Raw genomic sequence first — 20,283 nt, 5'->3', positions numbered from 1 at the left:
CGGGGCAGGGCACCGGACGCCGGGCGGTTGGACAGGGAGAACGAGAAGGTGGCAGCACCTAAGAAGGGCCGAAGGCAGAGCGCCCCGGGCAAGCCGGGCCGCTCTTTGGTCTTCATCCTGATCGCCCTCGTGGCGCTCACCGGGGGGATGTTCCTTTCCGGGAACACCACGCCCCGCCTCGGCATTGACCTCGCCGGCGGTACGAGCATCACGCTCCAGGCGAAGAACGAGCCCGGCCAGAAGAACGCGATCAACCCGACCAACATGAACACCGCGGTCAGCATCATCAACAACCGCGTCAATGGTCTGGGTGTGTCCGAGGCCGAGGTGCAGACCCAGGGCGAAGAGAACATCATCGTCAACATCCCCAAGGGCACGAACGAGAAGCAGGCGCGCGAGCAGGTCGGCACGACCGCTCAGCTCTACTTCCGTCCCGTCCTGACGGTGGCCCCCGGCGAGCCCACCCCCGAGCCGTCCGCCTCCTCGTCCGGCAAGGGCACGGACAAGGACAAGGCGACCGAGAAGGGCGAGGACAAGGCGACGCCCTCCTCGACCCCCACGGCGACGCCCACCTCCCAGGGCCGCGCCGTCACCGACGGCCTGAAGGCCGACGCCACCCCGTCCCCCAAGTCCTCGGACAAGGGCGGCGACAAGGACAAGGCGGCGCCCACCCCCACCCCGTCGGCCGACCCGGCCACCGCGGCCCTGCAGAAGAAGTTCACCGCGCTCGACTGCACCGACAAGGCGCAGCGCGCCAAGGTCGGCGACGGCATCAAGCCCTCCGAGCAGAGCATCGCCTGTGGCAAGAACAACGCCGGGCAGTGGGAGAAGTACGTGCTCGGCCCGGCCGAGCTGAACGGCAAGGACGTCGACGACGCCAAGGCCACCATCAGCCAGCAGAGCGGCGCCTGGGTCGTCAACATGGACTTCACGGGCGGCGGCTCGAAGAAGTTCTCGAAGACCACCAGCAAGCTCTCGCAGCAGCAGCCTCCGATGAACCAGTTCGCCATCGTCCTCGACGGCGAAGTGGCCTCGGCCCCCAGCGTCAACACGACCCTGAGCGCCAACGCCGAGATCTCCGGCAGCTTCACGCAGGAGTCGGCCCAGGACCTCGCCAACATCCTGTCGTACGGCGCGCTGCCGCTCACCTTCCACGAGCAGAGCGTCACCACGGTGAGCCCGGCCCTCGGCGGCGAGCAGCTGCAGGCCGGTCTGATCGCCGGCGCCATCGGCCTCGCGCTCGTCATCATCTACCTGGTGGTCTACTACCGGGGCCTGTCGCTCATCGCCATCGCGAGCCTCCTGGCCTCGGCGGCCCTCACGTACACCCTGATGACGCTGCTCGGCCCGGCCATCAGCTTCACCCTGAACCTGCCCGCGGTGTGTGGTGCGATCGTTGCGATCGGTATCACGGCGGACTCGTTCATCGTGTTCTTCGAACGCGTCAGGGACGAGGTCCGCGAGGGACGCACGCTGCGGCCCGCCGTCGAGCGTGCCTGGCCGCGTGCCCGGCGCACCATCCTGGTCTCCGACTTCGTGTCGTTCCTCGCGGCCGCCGTGCTCTTCGTCGTCACGGTCGGCAAGGTCCAGGGCTTCGCGTTCACGCTCGGCCTGACCACCCTGCTCGACGTCGTCGTGGTCTTCTTCTTCACCAAGCCGCTGATGACGCTCATGGCACGCAAGCCGTTCTTCGCGAACGGCCACAAGTGGTCCGGGCTCGACCCGAAGCGGCTCGGCGCCAAGCCTCCGCTGCGCCGCACGCGCCGTGCCACCGCCCCCGTCGACCCGAAGGAGGCGTGAGATGTCGAAGCTCGGCAATCTCGGCGCCAGGCTCTACCGCGGCGAGGTCGGCTATGACTTCGTCGGCAAGCGCAAGATCTGGTACGGCATCTCGATACTGATCACCATCACGGCGATCGTCGGTCTCGCGGTGCGCGGCCTGAACATGGGCATCGAGTTCGAGGGCGGCGCCGTCTTCACCACCCCGAAGACCAGCGTCTCGGTCGCTCAGGCGGAGAAGTACGCGGAAGAGGCCTCCGGCCACGACGCGGTCGTGCAGGAGCTCGGCTCGGGCGGTCTGCGCATCCAGGTCGCCGGTGTGGACACCACCAAGTCCGACCAGATCAAGGCCGACCTGGCCAAGGACATGGACATCGAGTCCAACGACATCAACGCCGACCTCGTGGGCCCCAGCTGGGGTGAGCAGATCAGCCAGAAGGCCTGGACGGGCCTGATCATCTTCATGGTCCTCGTGGTGATCTATCTGGCGATCGCCTTCGAGTGGCGGATGGCGCTGGCCGCGCTGATCGCCCTGATCCACGACATCACGATCACCGTCGGTGTGTACGCCCTTGTGGGCTTCGAGGTCACCCAGGGCACGATCATCGGTCTGCTGACGATCCTCGGTTATTCGCTGTACGACACGGTCGTGGTCTTCGACAGCTTGAAGGAGCAGTCGAAGGACCTCACCAAGCAGACCCGGTGGACCTACAGCGAGGTCGCCAACCGCAGCATCAACAGCACCCTGGTGCGTTCGATCAACACCACGGTCGTCGCGCTCCTGCCGGTCGCCGGTCTGCTCTTCATCGGTGGCGGCTTCCTCGGCGCGGGCATGCTCAACGACATCTCGCTGTCGCTGTTCGTCGGCCTCGCGGCCGGTGCGTACTCCTCGATCTTCATCGCCACGCCCCTCGTCGCCGACCTCAAGGAGACCGAGCCGGCGATGAAGGCGCTCAAGAAGCGCGTCCTCGCCAAGCGTGCCGCCGCGGCGGCCAAGGGCGAATCCGCGGAGAGCGCCGACAGCGCGGAGCAGGGCGACGACGAGGAGCAGGACCGGGTGCCGGAGGACGCCGCCCCCGCGGGCGTCGTCGGCCCGCGCACCCAGCCCACCTCCCGGGGCCGAGGCCGCGGCCGTCCCTCGGGGAAGCGCCGATGACCGAGACGACCGCAACCACGGAGCTGCTGCTCAGCCGCATCCGGGACGTCGCGGACTACCCGGAGCCGGGCGTGATGTTCAAGGACATCACCCCGCTGCTGGCGGACCCGGCGGCGTTCGCGGCGCTCACCGAGGCCTTCGCGGACCTCGCCGTGCGGCACGGCGCCACCAAGGTCGTCGGCCTGGAGGCCCGCGGCTTCATCCTCGGCGCCCCCGTAGCGCTCAGCGCCGGGCTCGGCTTCATCCCCGTACGCAAGGCGGGCAAGCTCCCCGGAGCGACGCTCAGCCAGGCCTACGACCTGGAGTACGGCAGCGCCGAGATCGAGGTGCACGCCGAGGACCTCGCCGCCGACGACCGCGTCATGGTCATCGACGACGTCCTGGCGACCGGCGGCACCGCCGAGGCGTCGCTGCGGCTGATCCGCCGGGCCGGCGCGCAGGTCGCCGGTGTGGCGGTGCTCATGGAGCTCGGCTTCCTCGGCGGCCGCGCCAAGCTGGAGACCGCCCTTGAGGGCGCCCCGCTGGAGGCCCTGATCACGGTCTGAGCGGACCCACGCACACCCCGAGGCGGGCCCGGAGGAATCCGGTGCCCGCCTCGGGTGTTTCCCCCGTAGAGGCCTCGGGTTCGCCGTGTGGAGAACCTCAGGTGTTTCTCCCGTGGAGACCTGTCTCACGGGCTGAGGGCGAGCCGAAGGTCCAGGATCGATACCATGGGCTCTTCGGGGCCTGACCGGGGGACCCGGATCGCGCACAGGGAGCGCTCTTGCCAGACGAGTCCAAGGCACTCACCGCCGCCAAGGCCGCAGAGCAGGCCGAGCGCGCGGCGGCGAGCACTGCCGCGCCCGCGCAGAACGCGACGCCCGCGAAGAACGCGCAGAGCGCGACGCCCGCGAAGCCGTCGGAGAGCGCGGCCCCCAGCACCACGTCCGCACCGGGCACGCCCGGCGGCAGCGCTCAGCGCGACAAGCCCGCCGAGCAGCCGCGCCCCAAGCCTCCCACCGAGGCCCGCCCCGGCAGCACGACCCCGGCGATCCGCCCCACCGCGGCCAAGAACGAGCGCTCCGGCTCCTCCAACCGCGTCCGCGCCCGCCTGGCCCGGCTCGGCGTCCAGCGCTCGAACCCGTACAACCCGGTCCTGGAGCCGCTGCTGCGGATAGTGCGCAGCAACGACCCCAAGATCGAGACGGCCACGCTGCGCCAGATCGAGAAGGCCTACCAGGTCGCCGAGCGCTGGCACCGCGGCCAGAAGCGCAAGAGCGGCGACCCGTACATCACGCACCCGCTGGCCGTGACGACCATCCTCGCCGAGCTCGGGATGGACCCGGCCACCCTCATGGCGGGGCTGCTCCACGACACCGTCGAGGACACCGAGTACGGCCTCGACACCCTCAAGCGGGACTTCGGCGACCAGGTCGCGCTGCTCGTCGACGGCGTCACCAAGCTCGACAAGGTCAAGTTCGGCGAGGCCGCGCAGGCCGAGACCGTACGCAAGATGGTCGTCGCGATGGCCAAGGACCCCCGCGTCCTGGTCATCAAGCTCGCCGACCGCCTGCACAACATGCGCACGATGCGGTACCTCAAGCGCGAGAAGCAGGAAAAGAAGGCCCGCGAGACGCTCGAGATCTACGCTCCGCTGGCGCACCGCCTGGGCATGAACACCATCAAGTGGGAGCTGGAGGACCTCGCGTTCGCGATCCTCTATCCCAAGATGTACGACGAGATCGTGCGGCTCGTCGCCGAGCGGGCGCCCAAGCGCGACGAGTACCTCGCCATAGTGACCGACGAGGTCCAGGCCGACCTGCGCGCCGCCCGCATCAAGGCCACCGTCACCGGCCGCCCGAAGCACTACTACAGCGTCTACCAGAAGATGATCGTGCGAGGCCGCGACTTCGCCGAGATCTATGACCTGGTGGGTATCCGGGTCCTTGTCGACACGGTCCGCGACTGCTACGCGGCGCTCGGCACGGTGCACGCGCGATGGAATCCGGTCCCCGGCCGGTTCAAGGACTACATCGCGATGCCCAAGTTCAACATGTACCAGTCGCTGCACACGACGGTGATCGGCCCGAACGGCAAGCCCGTCGAGCTCCAGATCCGTACGTTCGACATGCACCGCCGTGCCGAGTACGGCATCGCCGCGCACTGGAAGTACAAGCAGGAGGCCGTCGCCGGCGCCTCCAAGGTGCGCACCGACGTGCCGAAGAAGGCCGGTGGCAAGGACGACCACCTCAACGACATGGCGTGGCTGCGCCAGCTCCTGGACTGGCAGAAGGAGACCGAGGACCCCAGCGAGTTCCTCGAGTCCCTGCGCTTCGACCTCTCCCGCAACGAGGTCTTCGTCTTCACGCCGAAGGGCGATGTCATAGCGCTCCCCGCGGGCGCGACCCCCGTCGACTTCTCGTACGCCGTCCACACCGAGGTCGGCCACCGCACCATTGGAGCACGGGTCAACGGACGGCTCGTGCCGCTCGAATCGACCCTGGACAACGGCGACTTGGTGGAGGTCTTCACCTCCAAGGCGGCCGGCGCCGGCCCGTCCCGCGACTGGCTCGGCTTCGTCAAGTCGCCGCGGGCGCGCAACAAGATCCGTGCGTGGTTCTCCAAGGAGCGCCGCGAGGAGGCCATCGAGCAGGGCAAGGACGCCATCGCGCGGGCCATGCGCAAGCAGAACCTGCCGATCCAGCGGATCCTCACCGGGGACTCACTGGTCACCCTCGCCCACGAGATGCGCTACCCCGACATCTCCTCGCTGTACGCGGCGATCGGCGAGGGACACGTCACCGCGCAGTCCGTCGTGCAGAAGCTCGTCCAGGCGCTCGGCGGCGAGGAGGCCGCCAACGAGGACATCGCCGAGAGCGCGCCGCCCGCCCGCGGCCGCAGCAAGCGCCGGGCCAACGCCGACCCGGGCGTGGTGGTCAAGGGCGTCGAGGACGTCTGGGTCAAGCTGGCCCGCTGCTGTACGCCCGTCCCTGGCGACCCCATCATCGGCTTCGTCACGCGCGGCAGCGGCGTATCGGTTCACCGCAGCGACTGCGTCAACGTCGACTCGCTCTCGCGCGAGCCCGAGCGGATCCTCGAGGTCGAGTGGGCGCCCACCCAGTCGTCGGTCTTCCTGGTCGCCATCCAGGTGGAGGCCCTTGACCGCTCGCGGCTGCTCTCGGACGTCACGCGCATCCTCTCGGACCAGCACGTGAACATCCTGTCCGCGGCCGTCCAGACCTCCCGCGACCGCGTCGCCACGTCCCGCTTCACCTTCGAGATGGGCGACCCCAAGCACCTGGGGCACGTCCTCAAGGCGGTCAGGGGAGTCGAGGGCGTGTATGACGTCTACAGGGTGACGTCGGCCCGCAGGCCGTAAACGGTCCACTACGTAGAGGGGCTCCCGTACATCGCGTACGGGAGCCCCTCTACGTAGACAGCGAATAACTCAGCCGCCGAACTCGTGCAGGCCCTTCAGCGCCTGGTCGAGCAGCGCCTGGCGGCCGTCCAGCTCCTTCTGGAGCTTGTCCGCCTTGGCGTTGTTGCCCGCCGTACGAGCCTTCTCGATCTGCTCGGTCAGCTTGTCGACCGCGGCCTGCAGCTGGCCGGTGAGACCCTCGGCACGCGCGCGTGCCTCAGGGTTCGTACGGCGCCACTCGGCCTCTTCGGAGTCCTGCAGGGCCCGCTCCACCGCGTGCATCCGGCCCTCGACCTTCGGCCGCGCGTCGCGCGGGACGTGGCCGATGGCCTCCCACCGCTCGTTGATCGAACGGAAGGCCGCACGCGCCGACTTGAGGTCCTTCACCGGGACGAGCTTCTCGGCCTCCTCGGCCAGCTCCTCCTTCAGCTTCAGGTTCTCCGTCTGCTCGGCGTCCCGCTCCGCGAAGACCGCGCTGCGCGCCGCGAAGAACACGTCCTGGGCGCCGCGGAAGCGGTTCCACAGATCGTCCTCGTGCTCGCGCTGGGCGCGGCCGGCGGCCTTCCACTCGGTCATCAGATCGCGGTACCGCGCGGCCGTCGGACCCCAGTCGGTCGACCCGGAGAGCGCCTCGGCCTCGCCGACCAGACGCTCCTTGGTCTTGCGGGCCTCCTCGCGCTGGGCGTCCAGCGAGGCGAAGTGGGCCTTGCGGCGCTTGGAGAACGCCGAGCGGGCGTGCGAGAAGCGGTGCCACAGCTCGTCGTCCGACTTGCGGTCGAGGCGCGGCAGACCCTTCCAGGTGTCCACCAGGGCGCGCAGGCGTTCGCCCGCCGCCCGCCACTGCTCGCTCTGCGCGAGCTCCTCGGCCTCGACGACCAGCGCCTCCTTGGCGTGCCGCGCCTCGTCCGACTGCTTGGCCTTCTGGACCTTGCGCTCCTCGCGGCGCGCCTCCACCGTCTCGACGAGCTTGTCCAGACGCGTGCTCAAGGCATCCAGATCGCCGACCGCGTGCGCCTCGTCCACCTGCTGGCGCAGGTGGTCGATGGCGGTCATGGCGTCCTTGGCCGACAGGTCCGTCGTCTTCACCCGGCGCTCGAGAAGTCCGATCTCGACGACCAGACCGTCGTACTTGCGCTCGAAGTAGGCGAGGGCCTCGTCAGGAGACCCCGCTTTCCACGAACCGACCTCGCGCTCGCTGCCGTCGGCCTTGCGCACATACACGGTCCCCGTCTCGTCGACGCGGCCCCACGGGTCGCTGCTCACAGCGCCTCCTCCACATGATGCCTGCGCAGGGCCTCGGGGCCCCCGGCATCGTCCACAGTTTCGTCACCGCCAACATAGGCGACCGGCGGGGCGGCTGTCCGCATCCCGCGCGTCCGAAGTTTGCCTGGCGGGGGTCAGGACTTCGACACGGTCGCCTTGTTGATGACGACCGTCGCGTTCGGGGCGCCCTCGCCCTGCCCGGTGCTCTCGCCGGCGTCGGCGATCTTCTTGAGCACCTTCATCCCGGAATCGGAAATGGTCCCGAACGGTGTGTAGTCGGGCGGCAGCTGACTGTCCTGGTAGACCAGGAAGAACTGGCTGCCTCCGGTGTCCCGGCCCTTCTTCTCCTGGGCGTTGTACTGGTTGGCCATCGCGACCGTGCCCGCCGGATACACGTTCCCCTTCAGGCTCTTGTCCTTGAGGTTCTCGTCCGGGATCGAGTAGCCGGGGCCGCCCTCGCCGGTGCCCTTCGGGTCGCCGCACTGGAGGACGTAGATGCCGCCCGAGACGAGCCGGTGGCACTTCGTGTGGTCCAGATAGCCCTTGTTCACCAGGAAGTTGAAGGAGTTGACCGTGTGCGGGGCCTTCGCCGCCGACAGGTTCAGGTCGATGTCGCCGCAGGTCGTGCTCAGCTTCATCGTGTAGTCGGCCGACTTGTCGATCGTGAGCGCCGGCTCCTTCTTGAAGCTCAGCGGCTTCACCTTGCCGCCCGCGGGCTTCTCGCAGGGGTCCGGCTGCTTGGTGGGGCTCGCGCTCGCCTCGTCCTTCGGCTTGCCGTCGTCGTCGAAGGCTCCCGCCGCGTACGACACCGCGCCGCCGGCCACGACCACCGCGAGCGCCGATGCGATCACCGCGTTGCGCATCCGCGCCCTGCGTCGCGCGGCCTCCCGGCGCTGCTGCTGCCGCAAGAACTTCTCCCGGGCGAGCTGACGCCGCCGCTGATCGTTGCTGACCACCGGGTTCTCTCTCCTCTGCTGGGGACCGCTTCGTGTGCCCCGTACCGTATATGGGTTAGCTGTGGAATCGTCAGCGCCGGTAGTCTCTGATCTGCCGCGACCTGCGCGGTCACCTCCGCCGGACGACGAACGAAGGACGATCGTGCTCATTGCCGGGTTTCCCGCCGGGGCCTGGGGGACCAACTGCTACTTGGTCGCCCCCGCCGCAGGCGAGGAGTGCGTGATCATCGACCCGGGCCACCAGGCCGCCCAGGGAGTCGAGGACGCACTCAAGAAGCATCGGCTCAAGCCCGTCGCGGTCGTCCTCACCCATGGCCACATCGACCATGTCGCCTCGGTCGTCCCGGTCTGCGGAGCCAACGACGTACCCGCGTGGATCCACCCCGAGGACCGGTACATGCTCAGCGACCCGGAGAAGGCCATAGGCCGTGCCTTCGGCGCGCAGTTGATGGGCGAGCTGACCGTGGGGGAGCCCGCCGACCTCAGGGAGCTGAGCGACGGCGCGCAGCTGAAGCTGGCCGGACTCGACTTCTCCGTCGCGCACGCGCCGGGCCATACGAAGGGGTCGGTGACCTTCCAGCTCCCCGAGTCCGCCGAGGTTCCCTCGGTGTTCTTCTCGGGCGATCTGCTCTTCGCCGGCTCCATCGGACGCACCGACATGCCCGGCGGATCGCACGCCGAGATCCTCGAGTCGCTGGCGCGTGTGTGCCTGCCGCTCGACGACTCGACCGTGGTCCTGCCCGGTCACAACGAGCACACGACCATTGGCCGTGAGCGCGCCACCAACCCGTATCTGCGCCAGGTGGCCGCCGGCCTGGGAGCCGACGCGGCTCCCCGACGAGGAATGTGACGAGAGAACTCCCGTGAGCACCTTCAAGGCCCCCAAGGGCACCTACGACCTGCTTCCGCCGGACTCCGCGAAGTACCTCGCGGTCCGCGAGGCGATCGCGGCACCGCTGCGGAACTCCGGTTACGGATACGTGGAGACTCCCGGCTTCGAGAACGTCGAGCTGTTCTCGCGCGGCGTCGGCGAGTCCACCGACATCGTCTCCAAGGAGATGTACGCCTTCGAGACCAAGGGCGGCGACCAGCTCGCGCTGCGCCCCGAGGGCACCGCGTCCGTGCTGCGCGCGGCCCTTGAGGCCAACCTCCACAAGGCGGGCAACCTCCCCGTCAAGCTCTGGTACTCCGGCTCGTACTACCGCTACGAGCGCCCGCAGAAGGGCCGCTACAGGCACTTCTCGCAGGTCGGCGCCGAGGCGATCGGCGCCGAGGACCCGGCCCTGGACGCCGAGTTGATCATCCTGGCCGACCAGGCGTACCGCGCGCTCGGCCTGAAGCAGTTCCGCATCCTCCTCAACTCGCTGGGCGACAAGGAGTGCCGCCCCGTCTACCGCGCCGCGCTGCAGGACTTCCTGCGCGCGCTCGACCTGGACGAGGAGACACGTCGACGTATCGACATCAACCCGCTCCGCGTCCTGGACGACAAGCGTGACGACGTCCAGAAGCAGCTGGTCGGCGCCCCGATGCTGCGCGACTACCTGTGCGACGGGTGCAAGGCGTACCACGAGCAGGTGCGCGAGCTCCTGACGGCGGAGGGTGTCGCGTACGAGGACGACCCGAAGCTGGTCCGCGGCCTGGACTACTACACGCGCACGACCTTCGAGTTCGTCCACGACGGCCTCGGCTCGCAGTCCGCGGTGGGCGGCGGCGGCCGCTACGACGGCCTGTCCGAGATGATCGGCGGCCCCTCGCTGCCGTCCGTCGGCTGGGCGCTCGGCGTGGACCGCACGGTGCTCGCCCTGGAGGCGGAGGGCGTCGAGCTCGAACTGCCCTCGGCGACCAGTGTGTTCGCGGTGCCGCTGGGCGAGGAGGCCAGGCGGGTGCTGTTCTCCAAGGTGACGGAGTTGCGCAGGGCGGGCGTCGCGGCGGACTTCTCGTACGGCGGGAAGGGCCTCAAGGGCGCGATGAAGAACGCCAATCGCAGCGGCGCGCGCTTCACGGTCGTCGCCGGTGAGCGTGACCTCGCCGAGGGCGTCGTGCAGCTCAAGGACATGGAGTCCGGGGAGCAGACGGCGGTCGCGGTGGACGGGATCGTGGCGGAGCTGAAGTCGAGGCTGAGCTGAAGTCCGGGCTGAGCTGAGGCGCTCGTCAAACGCCGGACGGGGCTGAAGGATCCAGCCCCGTCCGGCGTTTGACTCATCCCGGCAACCCGAACCGCATCGAATTCGCCAACCGAACGCCCGGGGACCTCCGTGCGTACTTCCTTATGTCCATCGAACGGTGGACACCCGGTCGCGTGCGGCACAATGTGCGTGCCCGCAGGCCACCCACAAGCGACGGAACGGCGTGATGAGCAAAACGATGTCAGCGAAGGACGATGCCCTGGACGGCGGGGAGCGGACGGACGTTCCGGGTGCCGTCGGCGGGAGCCGCGCACTTGCCCTGCTCCTGGTGATCACGGGCGCGGCCGGTCTGCTCGCCTCCTGGGTGATCACCATCGACAAGTTCGAGCTCCTGAAGGACCCGAACTTCACGCCGGGCTGCAGCATCAACCCCATCGTCGCCTGCGGCAGCATCATGAAGAGCGAGCAGGCCGAGGCCTTCGGGTTCCCCAACCCGATGCTGGGCCTTGTCACCTACGCCATCATCATCGGCGTCGGCATGAGCCTGCTCGCCGGGGCCCGTTTCCCGCGCTGGTACTGGCTCACCATGAACGCGGGCATGCTCTTCGGCGTCGGATTCTGCACCTGGCTGATGATCCAGTCGCTGTACGAGATCAACGCGCTCTGCCTGTGGTGCTGCCTGGCCTGGGTCGCCACGCTCCTGATGTTCTGGTACGTCACGTCCTTCAACGTCCGCAAGGGCTTCCTGCCCGCCCCGGGCTGGGTCAAGAGCTTCTTCGAGGACTTCACCTGGGCCCTGCCGGTGATGCACACCGGCGTCATCGCGATGCTGATCCTCACGCGCTGGGGCGCCGACCTCTGGGCCTGACCGGCGCCCGGAGGGATTGTCAGTGGGGTGACATAGGGTTCTGGACGTGGAGCCCGACCTGTTCACCGCCGCAGCCGAAGACCGCCAGGAGAAGGACCCGTCCAGCAGTCCCCTGGCCGTCCGGATGCGCCCGCGCACCCTCGACGAAGTCGTCGGCCAGCAGCATCTGCTGAAGCCGGGCTCCCCCCTGCGCCGCCTCGTCGGCGAGGGCGGGGGAGGGCCCGCGGGGCCCTCCTCGGTATTCCTGTGGGGCCCGCCCGGCATCGGCAAGACGACGTTGGCGTACGTCGTCTCGAAGGCCACGAACAAGCGCTTCGTCGAGCTCTCCGCGATCACCGCGGGCGTCAAGGAAGTGCGCGCGGTCATCGACGGCGCCCGCAGGGCGATGGGCGGTCACGGCAAGGAGACCGTCCTCTTCCTCGACGAGATCCACCGCTTCAGCAAGGCCCAGCAGGACTCCCTGCTCCCGGCGGTCGAGAACCGCTGGGTCACGCTGATCGCGGCGACGACCGAGAACCCGTACTTCTCGATCATCTCCCCGCTGCTCTCGCGCTCCTTGCTCCTCACCCTCGAACCGCTCACCGACGACGACCTGCGAGGCCTGCTGCGCCGGGCCCTCAGCGCCGAGCGGGGCCTCGGCGACGCGGTCACGCTGCCCGACGAGGCCGAGGCGCATCTGCTGCGCATCGCCGGCGGCGACGCCCGGCGCGCGCTCACCGCCCTGGAGGCGGGCGCCGGATCGGCCATCGCCAAGGGCGAGAAGGAGATCACCCTCCAGACCCTGGAGGAGTCGGTCGACCGGGCCGCCGTGAAGTACGACCGCGACGGCGACCAGCACTACGACGTCGCGAGCGCCCTGATCAAGTCCATCCGCGGCTCCGACGTGGACGCGGCGCTGCACTATCTGGCCCGCATGATCGAGGCGGGTGAGGACCCCCGCTTCATCGCCAGGCGCTTGATGATCTCCGCAAGCGAGGACATCGGCCTCGCCGACCCCACGGCCCTGCCCACGGCGGTCGCCGCCGCCCAGGCCGTGGCCATGATCGGCTTCCCGGAGGCAGCGCTCACCCTCAGCCACGCGACGATCGCCCTCGCGCTCGCCCCGAAGTCGAACGCCGCGACGATCGCGATCCAGCAGGCCCAGGCGGACGTCCGCGCGGGCCTCGCCGGACCCGTGCCGCCCCATCTACGCGACGGCCACTACAAGGGCGCGGCCAAGCTCGGCCACGCCCAGGGCTATGTGTATCCGCACGACGTCCCGGGCGGCATCGCGGCCCAGCAGTACGCCCCGGACGCCATCGAGGGCAAGCGCTACTACCAGCCCACGAGATACGGCGGAGAGGCGCGGTACGCCGACGTGGTCGAGCGGGTCCGCGCCCGCCTCAAGGGCGAGCAGCCCGAGGCCTAGCCAGGCCCCGAGCCCTGCGGCTGAGGCACCCGCGCCCACCCGGTACACTTGCCCGCAGTGCTGCGTCCCGTGTCCGGTCTCGTACCGGCATCACCAGAACGGGACATCCAGCCGGAGCCCCGGATCTCACGGTCCAGGAATCTCCAGGAGCGTCGCGCACCGTCGAAGGTGTCGCGGGCAGCCCACCACCATCTCGTACTCCGGGAAACGGTCGGTGGGCCACTCGCGTGCTGCACGTATGTGCCCAGACCAGGGAGCGGCTGCCCGCCGGATCCAGATCCACCGGATCCGATGGGTTTCCCAGGCTGCGGATTGCGACCTCCCTTAACCCTGGTGAAGCCGTATTCACAGAGAACAGAGAGGTTGGTTCATGCCGAACCAGTCCCGCCCCAAGGTCAAGAAGTCGCGTGCCCTCGGCATCGCGCTGACCCCGAAGGCCGTCAAGTACTTCGAGGCCCGTCCCTACCCGCCGGGCGAGCACGGCCGTGGGCGCAAGCAGAACTCGGACTACAAGGTCCGTCTGCTCGAGAAGCAGCGTCTGCGCGCGCAGTACGACATCAGCGAGAAGCAGATGGCCCGTGCCTACGACCGCGCCAAGAAGGCCGAAGGCAAGACCGGTGAGGCCCTGGTCATCGAGCTGGAGCGTCGTCTCGACGCCCTGGTTCTGCGTTCGGGCATCGCCCGCACGATCTACCAGGCCCGTCAGATGGTCAGCCACGGCCACGTCGAGGTCAACGGCGGCAAGGTCGACAAGCCGTCGTTCCGCGTCCGTCCCGACGACGTCGTGATGATCCGCGAGCGCAGCCGCGAGAAGCCGCTGTTCCAGGTCGCGCGTGAGGGTGGCTTCGCCCCCGACGGCGAGACCCCGCGTTACCTCCAGGTCAACCTGAAGGCCCTGGCCTTCCGTCTGGACCGTGACCCGAACCGCAAGGAGATCCCCGTGATCTGCGACGAGCAGCTCGTCGTCGAGTACTACGCCCGCTGACCCGGACGTAGCTCTCCCTGCTTCAGCCCGTCGCCCGGCCGCCCCTCGTGGGCGGTCGGGCGACGGGTTTTTGCGTGCCCTGTGCCGCTGCCGAGGGCCCGTGCCACCGCCGCGTCGGGCGTGAGCCGCGCCCCGGCGTCCCTGCACTCCTCGTAGCGCGCGTCGCCCAGCTGCTCCCTGGCCTGCGACTCGCACAGCACATGCGGCCCGCCGAAGTACTCGGAGCCGAACAGCGGCTGGCCCACCGAAGGCCAGATACGGGACGCGGCACCCTGCAGCACCGCCGCCTCGGCGGGATCGCCGTCCGCCACGGTGAACAGGGCAAGCAGCTCGATCGCGAGCACCGTGCCCAGCAGATCGTGGAAGGAGTGGTCCAGGGCCAGGCACCGCTTCACCAGATCACGGGCGGTGGCCGCCTCGCCGCGCGTCCAGGCCGCGAAGCCGAGCACATACAGGGCGTACGCGAGAGTCCAGCGCTCGCCGTGGTCCTCGCAGACCCGGCGTACGTCCTCGCACAGGTCGACCGCGTCGGCCAGATCGCCCCGGAAGGCCAGCACCATCGCCAGCTCGACCTGGCCCATCAGGACATTGCTGTTCAGCTCGCCGATCGCGTGGTACTGGTCGAGGGCCGAGCGCAGCAAGGCTTCCGCGCGCGGCATGTCGTCGCCGAGCAGTGCGAGGCACCCGATGCGGTGCACGGCGTACGCGGCGGCGACGGCGCTGCCGGTACGTTCCGCCTCGTCCCTGCACTCCTGCAGCGCGGCGAGCGCGGCGACCGTGTCGCCCTGCAGGACCGCCACATAACCAAGGACCCACAGCGCCTTCAGCCGGGACTCGTCATGGCCGCCGTCCAGCTCAAGGGCGCGGTCCAGCCAGTGCCTGCCCTCCGCGAGGCGCCCGCAGCCGACCCAGTAGAACCACAGGCTGCCCGCCAGGTACTGGCCCAGATGCGTCTCGTCCGGCTCGGTCAGGCAGTACTCCAACGCGCCCCGCAGATTGGGCAGTTCGCAGTCGACGAGCGCGGCGACCCGCGCCTGCCGGGGCGAGAACCAGTCCAGCTCGCACCAGGTGGCGAACCCCATGTACCAGTCGCGGTGGCGGCGCCGCATCCGGGCGTCGTCGCCCGTCGCCGCCAGCCAGTCGGCGCCGTACGCCCGGACCGTGTCGAGCATGCGGTAGCGCACACCCGCAGGTCCTTCCTCACGGGTCACCACGGACTGCGCGAGCAGCTCGCCGAGCACGTCGAGGACGTCGTCGGAGCGCAACCCGTCGCCGCTGCAGATGTACTCGGCCGCCTCCAGGTCGAAGGGGCCGCAGAACACCGAGAGCCGCGACCACAGCAGCCGCTCGTCGGCCGTGCACAGCTCATGGCTCCAGCCGATGGCCGTACGCAGGGTCTGGTGCCGCGGCGGTGCGTCCCGCCGGGTCCCCGTCAGGAGCCCGAACCGGTCGTCGAGCCGGTCGAGCAGCTGCGCCGGCGACAGCGACCGCAGCCGCCCGGCCGCCAGCTCGACGGCCAGCGGGATCCCGTCGAGGCGGCGGCACAGCTCCGCCACGTCGGCGCCGTTCTCCTCGTCCAGGGTGAAGCCGGCGAGGCCCGCCGCCGCCCGGTCGGCGAAGAGCGCGGCCGCGTCAGCGGTGGGCAGCGGCGCCAGCGGGAAGATCCGCTCGCCGCCGGTGTCCAGCGGCCGGCGCCCCACCGCGAGGACCCGAAGGCCGGGGGAGCGCACCAGCAGATCCCGCACCAGCGAGGCGCAGGCGTCCACTAGGTGCTCGAACCCGTCGATGACGAGCAGGACGTCCCGCTCCGCGAGATGGTCGAGCAGCACCTGGCGCGGCGGCCGGTGCGTGTGGTCCGTGAGCCGCAGCGCGTCGGCGACCGCGTGCTCCACCAGATCCGGGTCGCGTACGGCGGCGAGCTCCACCAGCCAGGCGCCGTCCCGGGGCCCGGCGTCCGCGGCGGCTCGGGCGGCGAGCCGCGACTTGCCGACACCGCCGACGCCGGTCACCGTCACCAGGCGTCCGGCCGCCAACGCCGAGGCGAGATCCGCGAGTTCGGCCGACCGGCCGATGAAGGCGTTGAGCTCAAGGGGGAGGTTGCCGGTGCGCGCCGCGGCGGCAGGAGAAGCATCCGGGCGGTCGACTGGGCGCTGATCGCGTCGCATGAGATACGGAGCGTACTCATCCGTAAGCAGTCAGTACAATCAGTTCGCGCAACTCCCTTGACCGTACGCGGTAATGCGGTGCGGAGCCGTCGCCCCGGCGCGATAGGGTCGGAGGACGACTTTTTGATGTTCAGGGCCGATGTTCAGGGAGCGGTGCACAGTGTCCGGTGGAGAGGTGGCCGGGATTCTCGTGGCCGTCTTCTGGGCGATCCTGGTCTCCTTCCTGGCCGTGGTGCTGGTGAGGCTGGCCCAGACGCTCAGGGCGACCACCAAGCTCGTCGCGGAAGTGACCGAGCAGGCCGTGCCGCTCCTCGCGGATGCCTCCACCGCCGTACGCTCCGCGCAGACCCAGATCGACCGGGTCGACGCCATCGCGTCCGACGTCCAGGAAGTGACGTCGAACGCGTCCGCGCTCTCCACGACGGTGGCCTCCACCTTCGGCGGACCCCTCGTCAAGGTCGCGGCGTTCGGCTACGGGGTGCGCAGGGCCCTGGGCCGCAAGGCAGGACCCGAATCAAACAATGTGCCCCCGGCGCCCGCCCGACGTACCGTGATCGTGGGGCGCACGGTGCCCTCCGCGCGGCGACGGGGCAAGCGGAAGAAGGACTGACGCAGCGATGTTCCGCCGTACGTTCTGGTTCACCGCGGGCGCCGCTGCCGGTGTGTGGGCCACCACCAAGGTCAACCGCAAGCTCAAGAAGCTGACCCCCGAGAGCCTCGCCGCGCAGGCCGCGAACAAGGCGATCGACGCCGGTCACCGCTTGAAGGACTTCGCACTCGACGTCCGGGACGGCATGGTCGAGCGCGAGTCCGAACTCGGCGAGGCGCTGGGCCTGAACCGCCACCCCGATGCCGAACTCCCCGCGCAGCGGCGCTTCGCGGTCATCGAGAACCACAGCGACAAGAACAAAACGAAGTACCTCGAGAACACGAAGTTCTCGTACAACCGGAATGAGGACCACTGATGGAGTCGGCAGAAATTCGTCGCCGCTGGCTGAGCTTCTTCGAGGAGCGCGGGCACACCGTCGTCCCTTCGGCGTCGCTCATCGCGGACGACCCGACTCTGCTCCTCGTCCCGGCCGGCATGGTGCCCTTCAAGCCCTACTTCCTGGGTGAGGTCAAGCCGCAGTTCTCGCGCGCCACGAGCGTGCAGAAGTGCGTGCGTACGCCGGACATCGAAGAGGTCGGCAAGACCACCCGGCACGGCACGTTCTTCCAGATGTGCGGCAACTTCTCCTTCGGCGACTACTTCAAGGAAGGCGCCATCAAGTACGCCTGGGAGCTGCTCACCAGCTCCGTGGCGGACGGTGGCTACGGCCTTGACCCCGAGCGCCTCTGGGTGACGGTCTACCTGGACGACGACGAGGCCGAGACGATCTGGCGCGAGAAGGTCGGCGTCCCCGCCGAGCGCATCCAGCGCCTGGGCAAGAAGGACAACTACTGGTCCATGGGCGTCCCCGGACCCTGTGGCCCCTGCTCGGAGATCAACTACGACCGCGGCCCCGAGTTCGGCGTCGAGGGCGGCCCGGCCGTCAACGACGAGCGCTACGTGGAGATCTGGAACCTGGTCTTCATGCAGTACGAGCGCGGCGAGGGCACCTCGAAGGAGGACTTCGAGATCCTCGGCGAGCTGCCCAGCAAGAACATCGACACCGGCCTCGGCCTCGAACGTCTCGCCATGATCCTGCAGGGCGTGCGGAACATGTACGAGACCGACACCCTGCGCGTCGTCATGGACAAGGCCACCGAGCTGACCGGCGTCCGCTACGGCGCCGACCAGGGCTCGGACGTCTCCCTGCGCGTCGTCGCCGACCACATGCGTACGTCCGTGATGCTCATCGGCGACGGCGTGACGCCCGGCAACGAGGGCCGCGGCTATGTGCTGCGCCGCATCATGCGCCGCGCCATCCGCAACATGCGGCTCATGGGCGCCACGGGCCCGGTCGTCGCGGAGCTCGTCGACACGGTCATCAAGTCGATGGGCGAGCAGTACCCCGAGCTCCAGACCGACCGCAAGCGCATCGAGACCGTCGCCCTCGCCGAAGAGGCCGCCTTCCTCAAGGCCCTCAAGGGCGGCACGAACATCCTCGACACCGCCGTCACCGAGACCAAGGCCGCCGGCGGCAAGGTCCTCTCCGGCGACAAGGCGTTCCTGCTGCACGACACGTGGGGCTTCCCGATCGACCTCACCCTGGAGATGGCCGCCGAACAGGGCCTCTCCGTGGACGAGGACGGCTTCCGGCGCCTGATGAAGGAGCAGCGGGAGCGCGCCAAGGCCGACGCCCAGGCCAAGAAGACCGGCCACGCCGACCTCGGCGCCTACCGCGAGATCGCCGACGCCTCCGGCGCCACGGACTTCACCGGCTACACCCTCACGGAGAACGAGGCCGTGATCGTGGGCCTCCTGGTCGACGGCCTCTCGTCCCCGGCCGCCCGCGAGGGCGACGAGGTCGAGGTCGTCCTGGACCGCACCCCCTTCTACGCCGAGGGCGGCGGCCAGATCGCCGACTCCGGCCGCATCCGGCTCGACAACGGCGCCGTCGTCGAGATCCGTGACGTACAGAAGCCGGTCCCCGGCGTGCACGTCCACAAGGGTGTCGTCCAGGTCGGCGAGATCACCGTCGGCGACCAGGTCTGGGCCTCGATCGACAAGCACCGCCGCAATGCCATCGCCCGCGCCCACTCCGCCACGCACCTCACGCACCAGGCGCTGCGCGACGCGCTCGGCCCCACGGCCGCCCAGGCCGGCTCCGAGAACCAGCCGGGCCGCTTCCGCTTCGACTTCGGCTCCCCGTCCGCCGTACCCACGGTGGTCATGACGGACGTCGAGCAGAAGATCAATGAAGTGCTTTCGCGTGAACTCGACGTGCAGGCCGAGGTCATGTCGATCGACGACGCCAAGAAGCAGGGCGCCATCGCCGAGTTCGGCGAGAAGTACGGCGAGCGCGTGCGCGTCGTCACCATCGGCGACTTCTCCAAGGAACTGTGCGGCGGCACGCACGTCCACAACACCGCCCAGCTGGGTCTGGTGAAGCTGCTCGGCGAGTCGTCCATCGGTTCGGGCGTGCGCCGCATCGAGGCCCTGGTCGGCGTCGACGCGTACAACTTCCTGGCCAAGGAGCACACGGTCGTCGCCCAGCTCCAGGAGCTGGTCAAGGGCCGCGCCGAGGAGCTGCCCGAGAAGATCTCCGCCATGCTCGGCAAGCTGAAGGACGCCGAGAAGGAGATCGAGAAGTTCCGCGCGGAGAAGGTCCTCGCGGCCGCCGCCGGTCTCGTCGACTCCGCCAAGGACGTACGCGGCGTCGCGCTCGTCACCGGGCAGGTGCCGGACGGCACGGGCGCCGACGACCTGCGCAAGCTGGTCCTCGACGTACGCGGCCGCATCCCGGGCGACCGCCCGGCCGTGGTCGCCCTCTTCACCACGGCCAACGGCCGCCCGCTGACGGTCATCGCCACCAACGAGGCCGCCCGCGAGCGCGGCCTCAAGGCCGGCGACCTGGTCCGTACGGCCGCCAAGACCCTCGGCGGCGGTGGCGGCGGCAAGCCGGACGTCGCCCAGGGCGGCGGCCAGAACCCGGCCGCGATCGGCGACGCCATGGCCGCCGTCGAGCGCCTCGTCACCGAGACGGCCTGATGTCCGATTCCGCAGGGGGCATGCGCCGGGGCCGACGCCTCGCGATCGACGTCGGCGATGCCCGCATCGGGGTCGCATCGTGCGACCCCGACGGGATCCTCGCCACTCCGGTGGAGACGGTGCCGGGACGCGATGTCCCGGCCGCCCAGCGCCGGTTGAAGCAGCTCGTCGACGAGTACGAGCCGATCGAGATCGTCGTCGGCCTCCCTCGCTCCCTCAAGGGGGGCGAGGGCCCGGCGGCCGTCAAGGTCCGCGCCTTCACCCAGGACCTCGCCCGCATGGTGGCACCCGTACCGGTGCGCCTGCTGGACGAGAGGATGACCACAGTGACGGCGAGTCAGGGCCTGCGCGCCTCGGGCGTGAAGTCCAAAAAGGGCAGGTCTGTCATCGATCAGGCGGCCGCCGTCATCATCCTTCAGCAGGCCCTGGAGTCCGAACGGGCGTCAGGTAAAGCTCCGGGCGAGGGCGTCGAAGTGGTCATCTGATCGCGATACGGTAACGTTCCGCGCGATGCGGCGGCGTTCGAACAGCTGCCGCACAGCATCA

At 69.5% G+C, this 20,283-nt stretch carries 16 protein-coding genes; 13 read left to right on the top strand and 3 right to left on the bottom strand.

Annotation, left to right across the window (positions count from 1 at the left end; genetic code table 11):
* Nucleotides 1-48 precede the first annotated feature (48 nt).
* The 4 genes from secD to AB0G47_RS20995 all read left to right on the top strand — a co-directional run bounded on the left by secD (nt 49) and on the right by AB0G47_RS20995 (nt 6,293).
* Nucleotides 49-1,800: a protein translocase subunit SecD gene (gene secD / locus AB0G47_RS21010; RefSeq protein ID WP_360771924.1), complete on the top strand. Its 1,752-nt coding sequence runs from the start codon at nt 49-51 to the stop codon at nt 1,798-1,800.
* A gap of 1 nt (nt 1,801) precedes the next feature.
* On the top strand, nt 1,802-2,935 hold the full coding sequence (secF, locus tag AB0G47_RS21005; RefSeq protein ID WP_360771922.1) for a protein translocase subunit SecF: 1,134 nt from the start codon (nt 1,802-1,804) through the stop codon (nt 2,933-2,935).
* The gene (locus AB0G47_RS21000) at nt 2,932-3,480 is read left to right on the top strand and encodes an adenine phosphoribosyltransferase (RefSeq protein ID WP_266868994.1); all 549 of its coding nucleotides are present in this window, start codon (nt 2,932-2,934) and stop codon (nt 3,478-3,480) included. Before secF ends, AB0G47_RS21000 begins: the two co-directional genes overlap by 4 nt.
* 218 nt (nt 3,481-3,698) lie before the next feature.
* A complete protein-coding gene (locus tag AB0G47_RS20995; protein ID WP_360771919.1) occupies nt 3,699-6,293 on the top strand; it encodes a RelA/SpoT family protein in 2,595 nt (864 codons plus the stop codon).
* 69 nt (nt 6,294-6,362) lie between these two features.
* Here the strand turns inward: AB0G47_RS20995 and AB0G47_RS20990 are convergent, their stop codons facing one another.
* Together AB0G47_RS20990 and AB0G47_RS20985 are read right to left on the bottom strand one after the other, a co-directional pair.
* Nucleotides 6,363-7,595, bottom strand: coding sequence for a DUF349 domain-containing protein (locus AB0G47_RS20990; RefSeq protein ID WP_360771916.1), 1,233 nt, complete (start codon nt 7,593-7,595; stop codon nt 6,363-6,365).
* Nucleotides 7,596-7,729: 134 nt separating this feature from the next.
* Entirely contained in the window at nt 7,730-8,551 is an 822-nt protein-coding gene (locus AB0G47_RS20985) for a peptidylprolyl isomerase (protein ID WP_360771913.1), read from the bottom strand.
* A 142-nt stretch (nt 8,552-8,693) separates the two neighbouring features.
* On the opposite strand from AB0G47_RS20985, the gene AB0G47_RS20980 reads away from it, so the two are divergent.
* The 5 genes from AB0G47_RS20980 (at nt 8,694) to rpsD (ending at nt 13,938) form a co-directional block, all read left to right on the top strand.
* Nucleotides 8,694-9,401, top strand: a complete 708-nt coding sequence (locus tag AB0G47_RS20980) for an MBL fold metallo-hydrolase (RefSeq protein WP_360771910.1) — start codon at nt 8,694-8,696, stop codon at nt 9,399-9,401.
* Between the two features lie 13 nt (nt 9,402-9,414).
* Nucleotides 9,415-10,677, top strand: coding sequence for a histidine--tRNA ligase (gene hisS, locus AB0G47_RS20975; protein WP_360771907.1), 1,263 nt, complete (start codon nt 9,415-9,417; stop codon nt 10,675-10,677).
* 238 nt (nt 10,678-10,915) lie between these two features.
* Nucleotides 10,916-11,545 (top strand): vitamin K epoxide reductase family protein, encoded by a 630-nt coding sequence (locus AB0G47_RS20970; protein ID WP_360771904.1) that lies wholly within the window; start codon nt 10,916-10,918, stop codon nt 11,543-11,545.
* Nucleotides 11,546-11,591: 46 nt separating this feature from the next.
* Nucleotides 11,592-12,953: a replication-associated recombination protein A gene (locus AB0G47_RS20965; RefSeq protein WP_360771902.1), complete on the top strand. Its 1,362-nt coding sequence runs from the start codon at nt 11,592-11,594 to the stop codon at nt 12,951-12,953.
* 370 nt (nt 12,954-13,323) lie between these two features.
* Nucleotides 13,324-13,938, top strand: coding sequence for a 30S ribosomal protein S4 (rpsD, locus tag AB0G47_RS20960; RefSeq protein ID WP_135330893.1), 615 nt, complete (start codon nt 13,324-13,326; stop codon nt 13,936-13,938).
* On the opposite strand, the gene AB0G47_RS20955 is transcribed toward rpsD, so the two are convergent.
* A complete protein-coding gene (locus AB0G47_RS20955; protein WP_360771898.1) occupies nt 13,926-16,103 on the bottom strand; it encodes an AAA family ATPase in 2,178 nt (725 codons plus the stop codon). The two genes, rpsD and AB0G47_RS20955, sit on opposite strands and share 13 nt — an antisense overlap.
* 160 nt (nt 16,104-16,263) lie before the next feature.
* On the opposite strand from AB0G47_RS20955, the gene AB0G47_RS20950 reads away from it, so the two are divergent.
* Genes AB0G47_RS20950 through ruvX form a run of 4 tightly spaced genes read left to right on the top strand, consistent with a single transcriptional unit; the run spans nt 16,264 to nt 20,222 of the window.
* The gene (locus AB0G47_RS20950; RefSeq protein ID WP_135330894.1) at nt 16,264-16,713 is read left to right on the top strand and encodes a DUF948 domain-containing protein; all 450 of its coding nucleotides are present in this window, start codon (nt 16,264-16,266) and stop codon (nt 16,711-16,713) included.
* Between the two features lie 7 nt (nt 16,714-16,720).
* Nucleotides 16,721-17,068: a DUF6167 family protein gene (locus tag AB0G47_RS20945; RefSeq protein ID WP_135330895.1), complete on the top strand. Its 348-nt coding sequence runs from the start codon at nt 16,721-16,723 to the stop codon at nt 17,066-17,068.
* The gene (gene alaS, locus AB0G47_RS20940; protein ID WP_360771895.1) at nt 17,068-19,737 is read left to right on the top strand and encodes an alanine--tRNA ligase; all 2,670 of its coding nucleotides are present in this window, start codon (nt 17,068-17,070) and stop codon (nt 19,735-19,737) included. Before AB0G47_RS20945 ends, alaS begins: the two co-directional genes overlap by 1 nt.
* 20 nt (nt 19,738-19,757) lie before the next feature.
* Nucleotides 19,758-20,222: a Holliday junction resolvase RuvX gene (gene ruvX, locus AB0G47_RS20935; protein WP_266869918.1), complete on the top strand. Its 465-nt coding sequence runs from the start codon at nt 19,758-19,760 to the stop codon at nt 20,220-20,222.
* The last annotated feature ends 61 nt before the right edge of the window (nt 20,223-20,283 follow it).

The organism is Streptomyces sp. NPDC021622 (genome assembly GCF_040640795.1).
Classification (GTDB): Bacteria; Actinomycetota; Actinomycetes; order Streptomycetales; family Streptomycetaceae; genus Streptomyces.
Note: the sequence above shows the minus strand (reverse complement) of the source record. Positions and strands in the feature narration are given on the sequence as shown.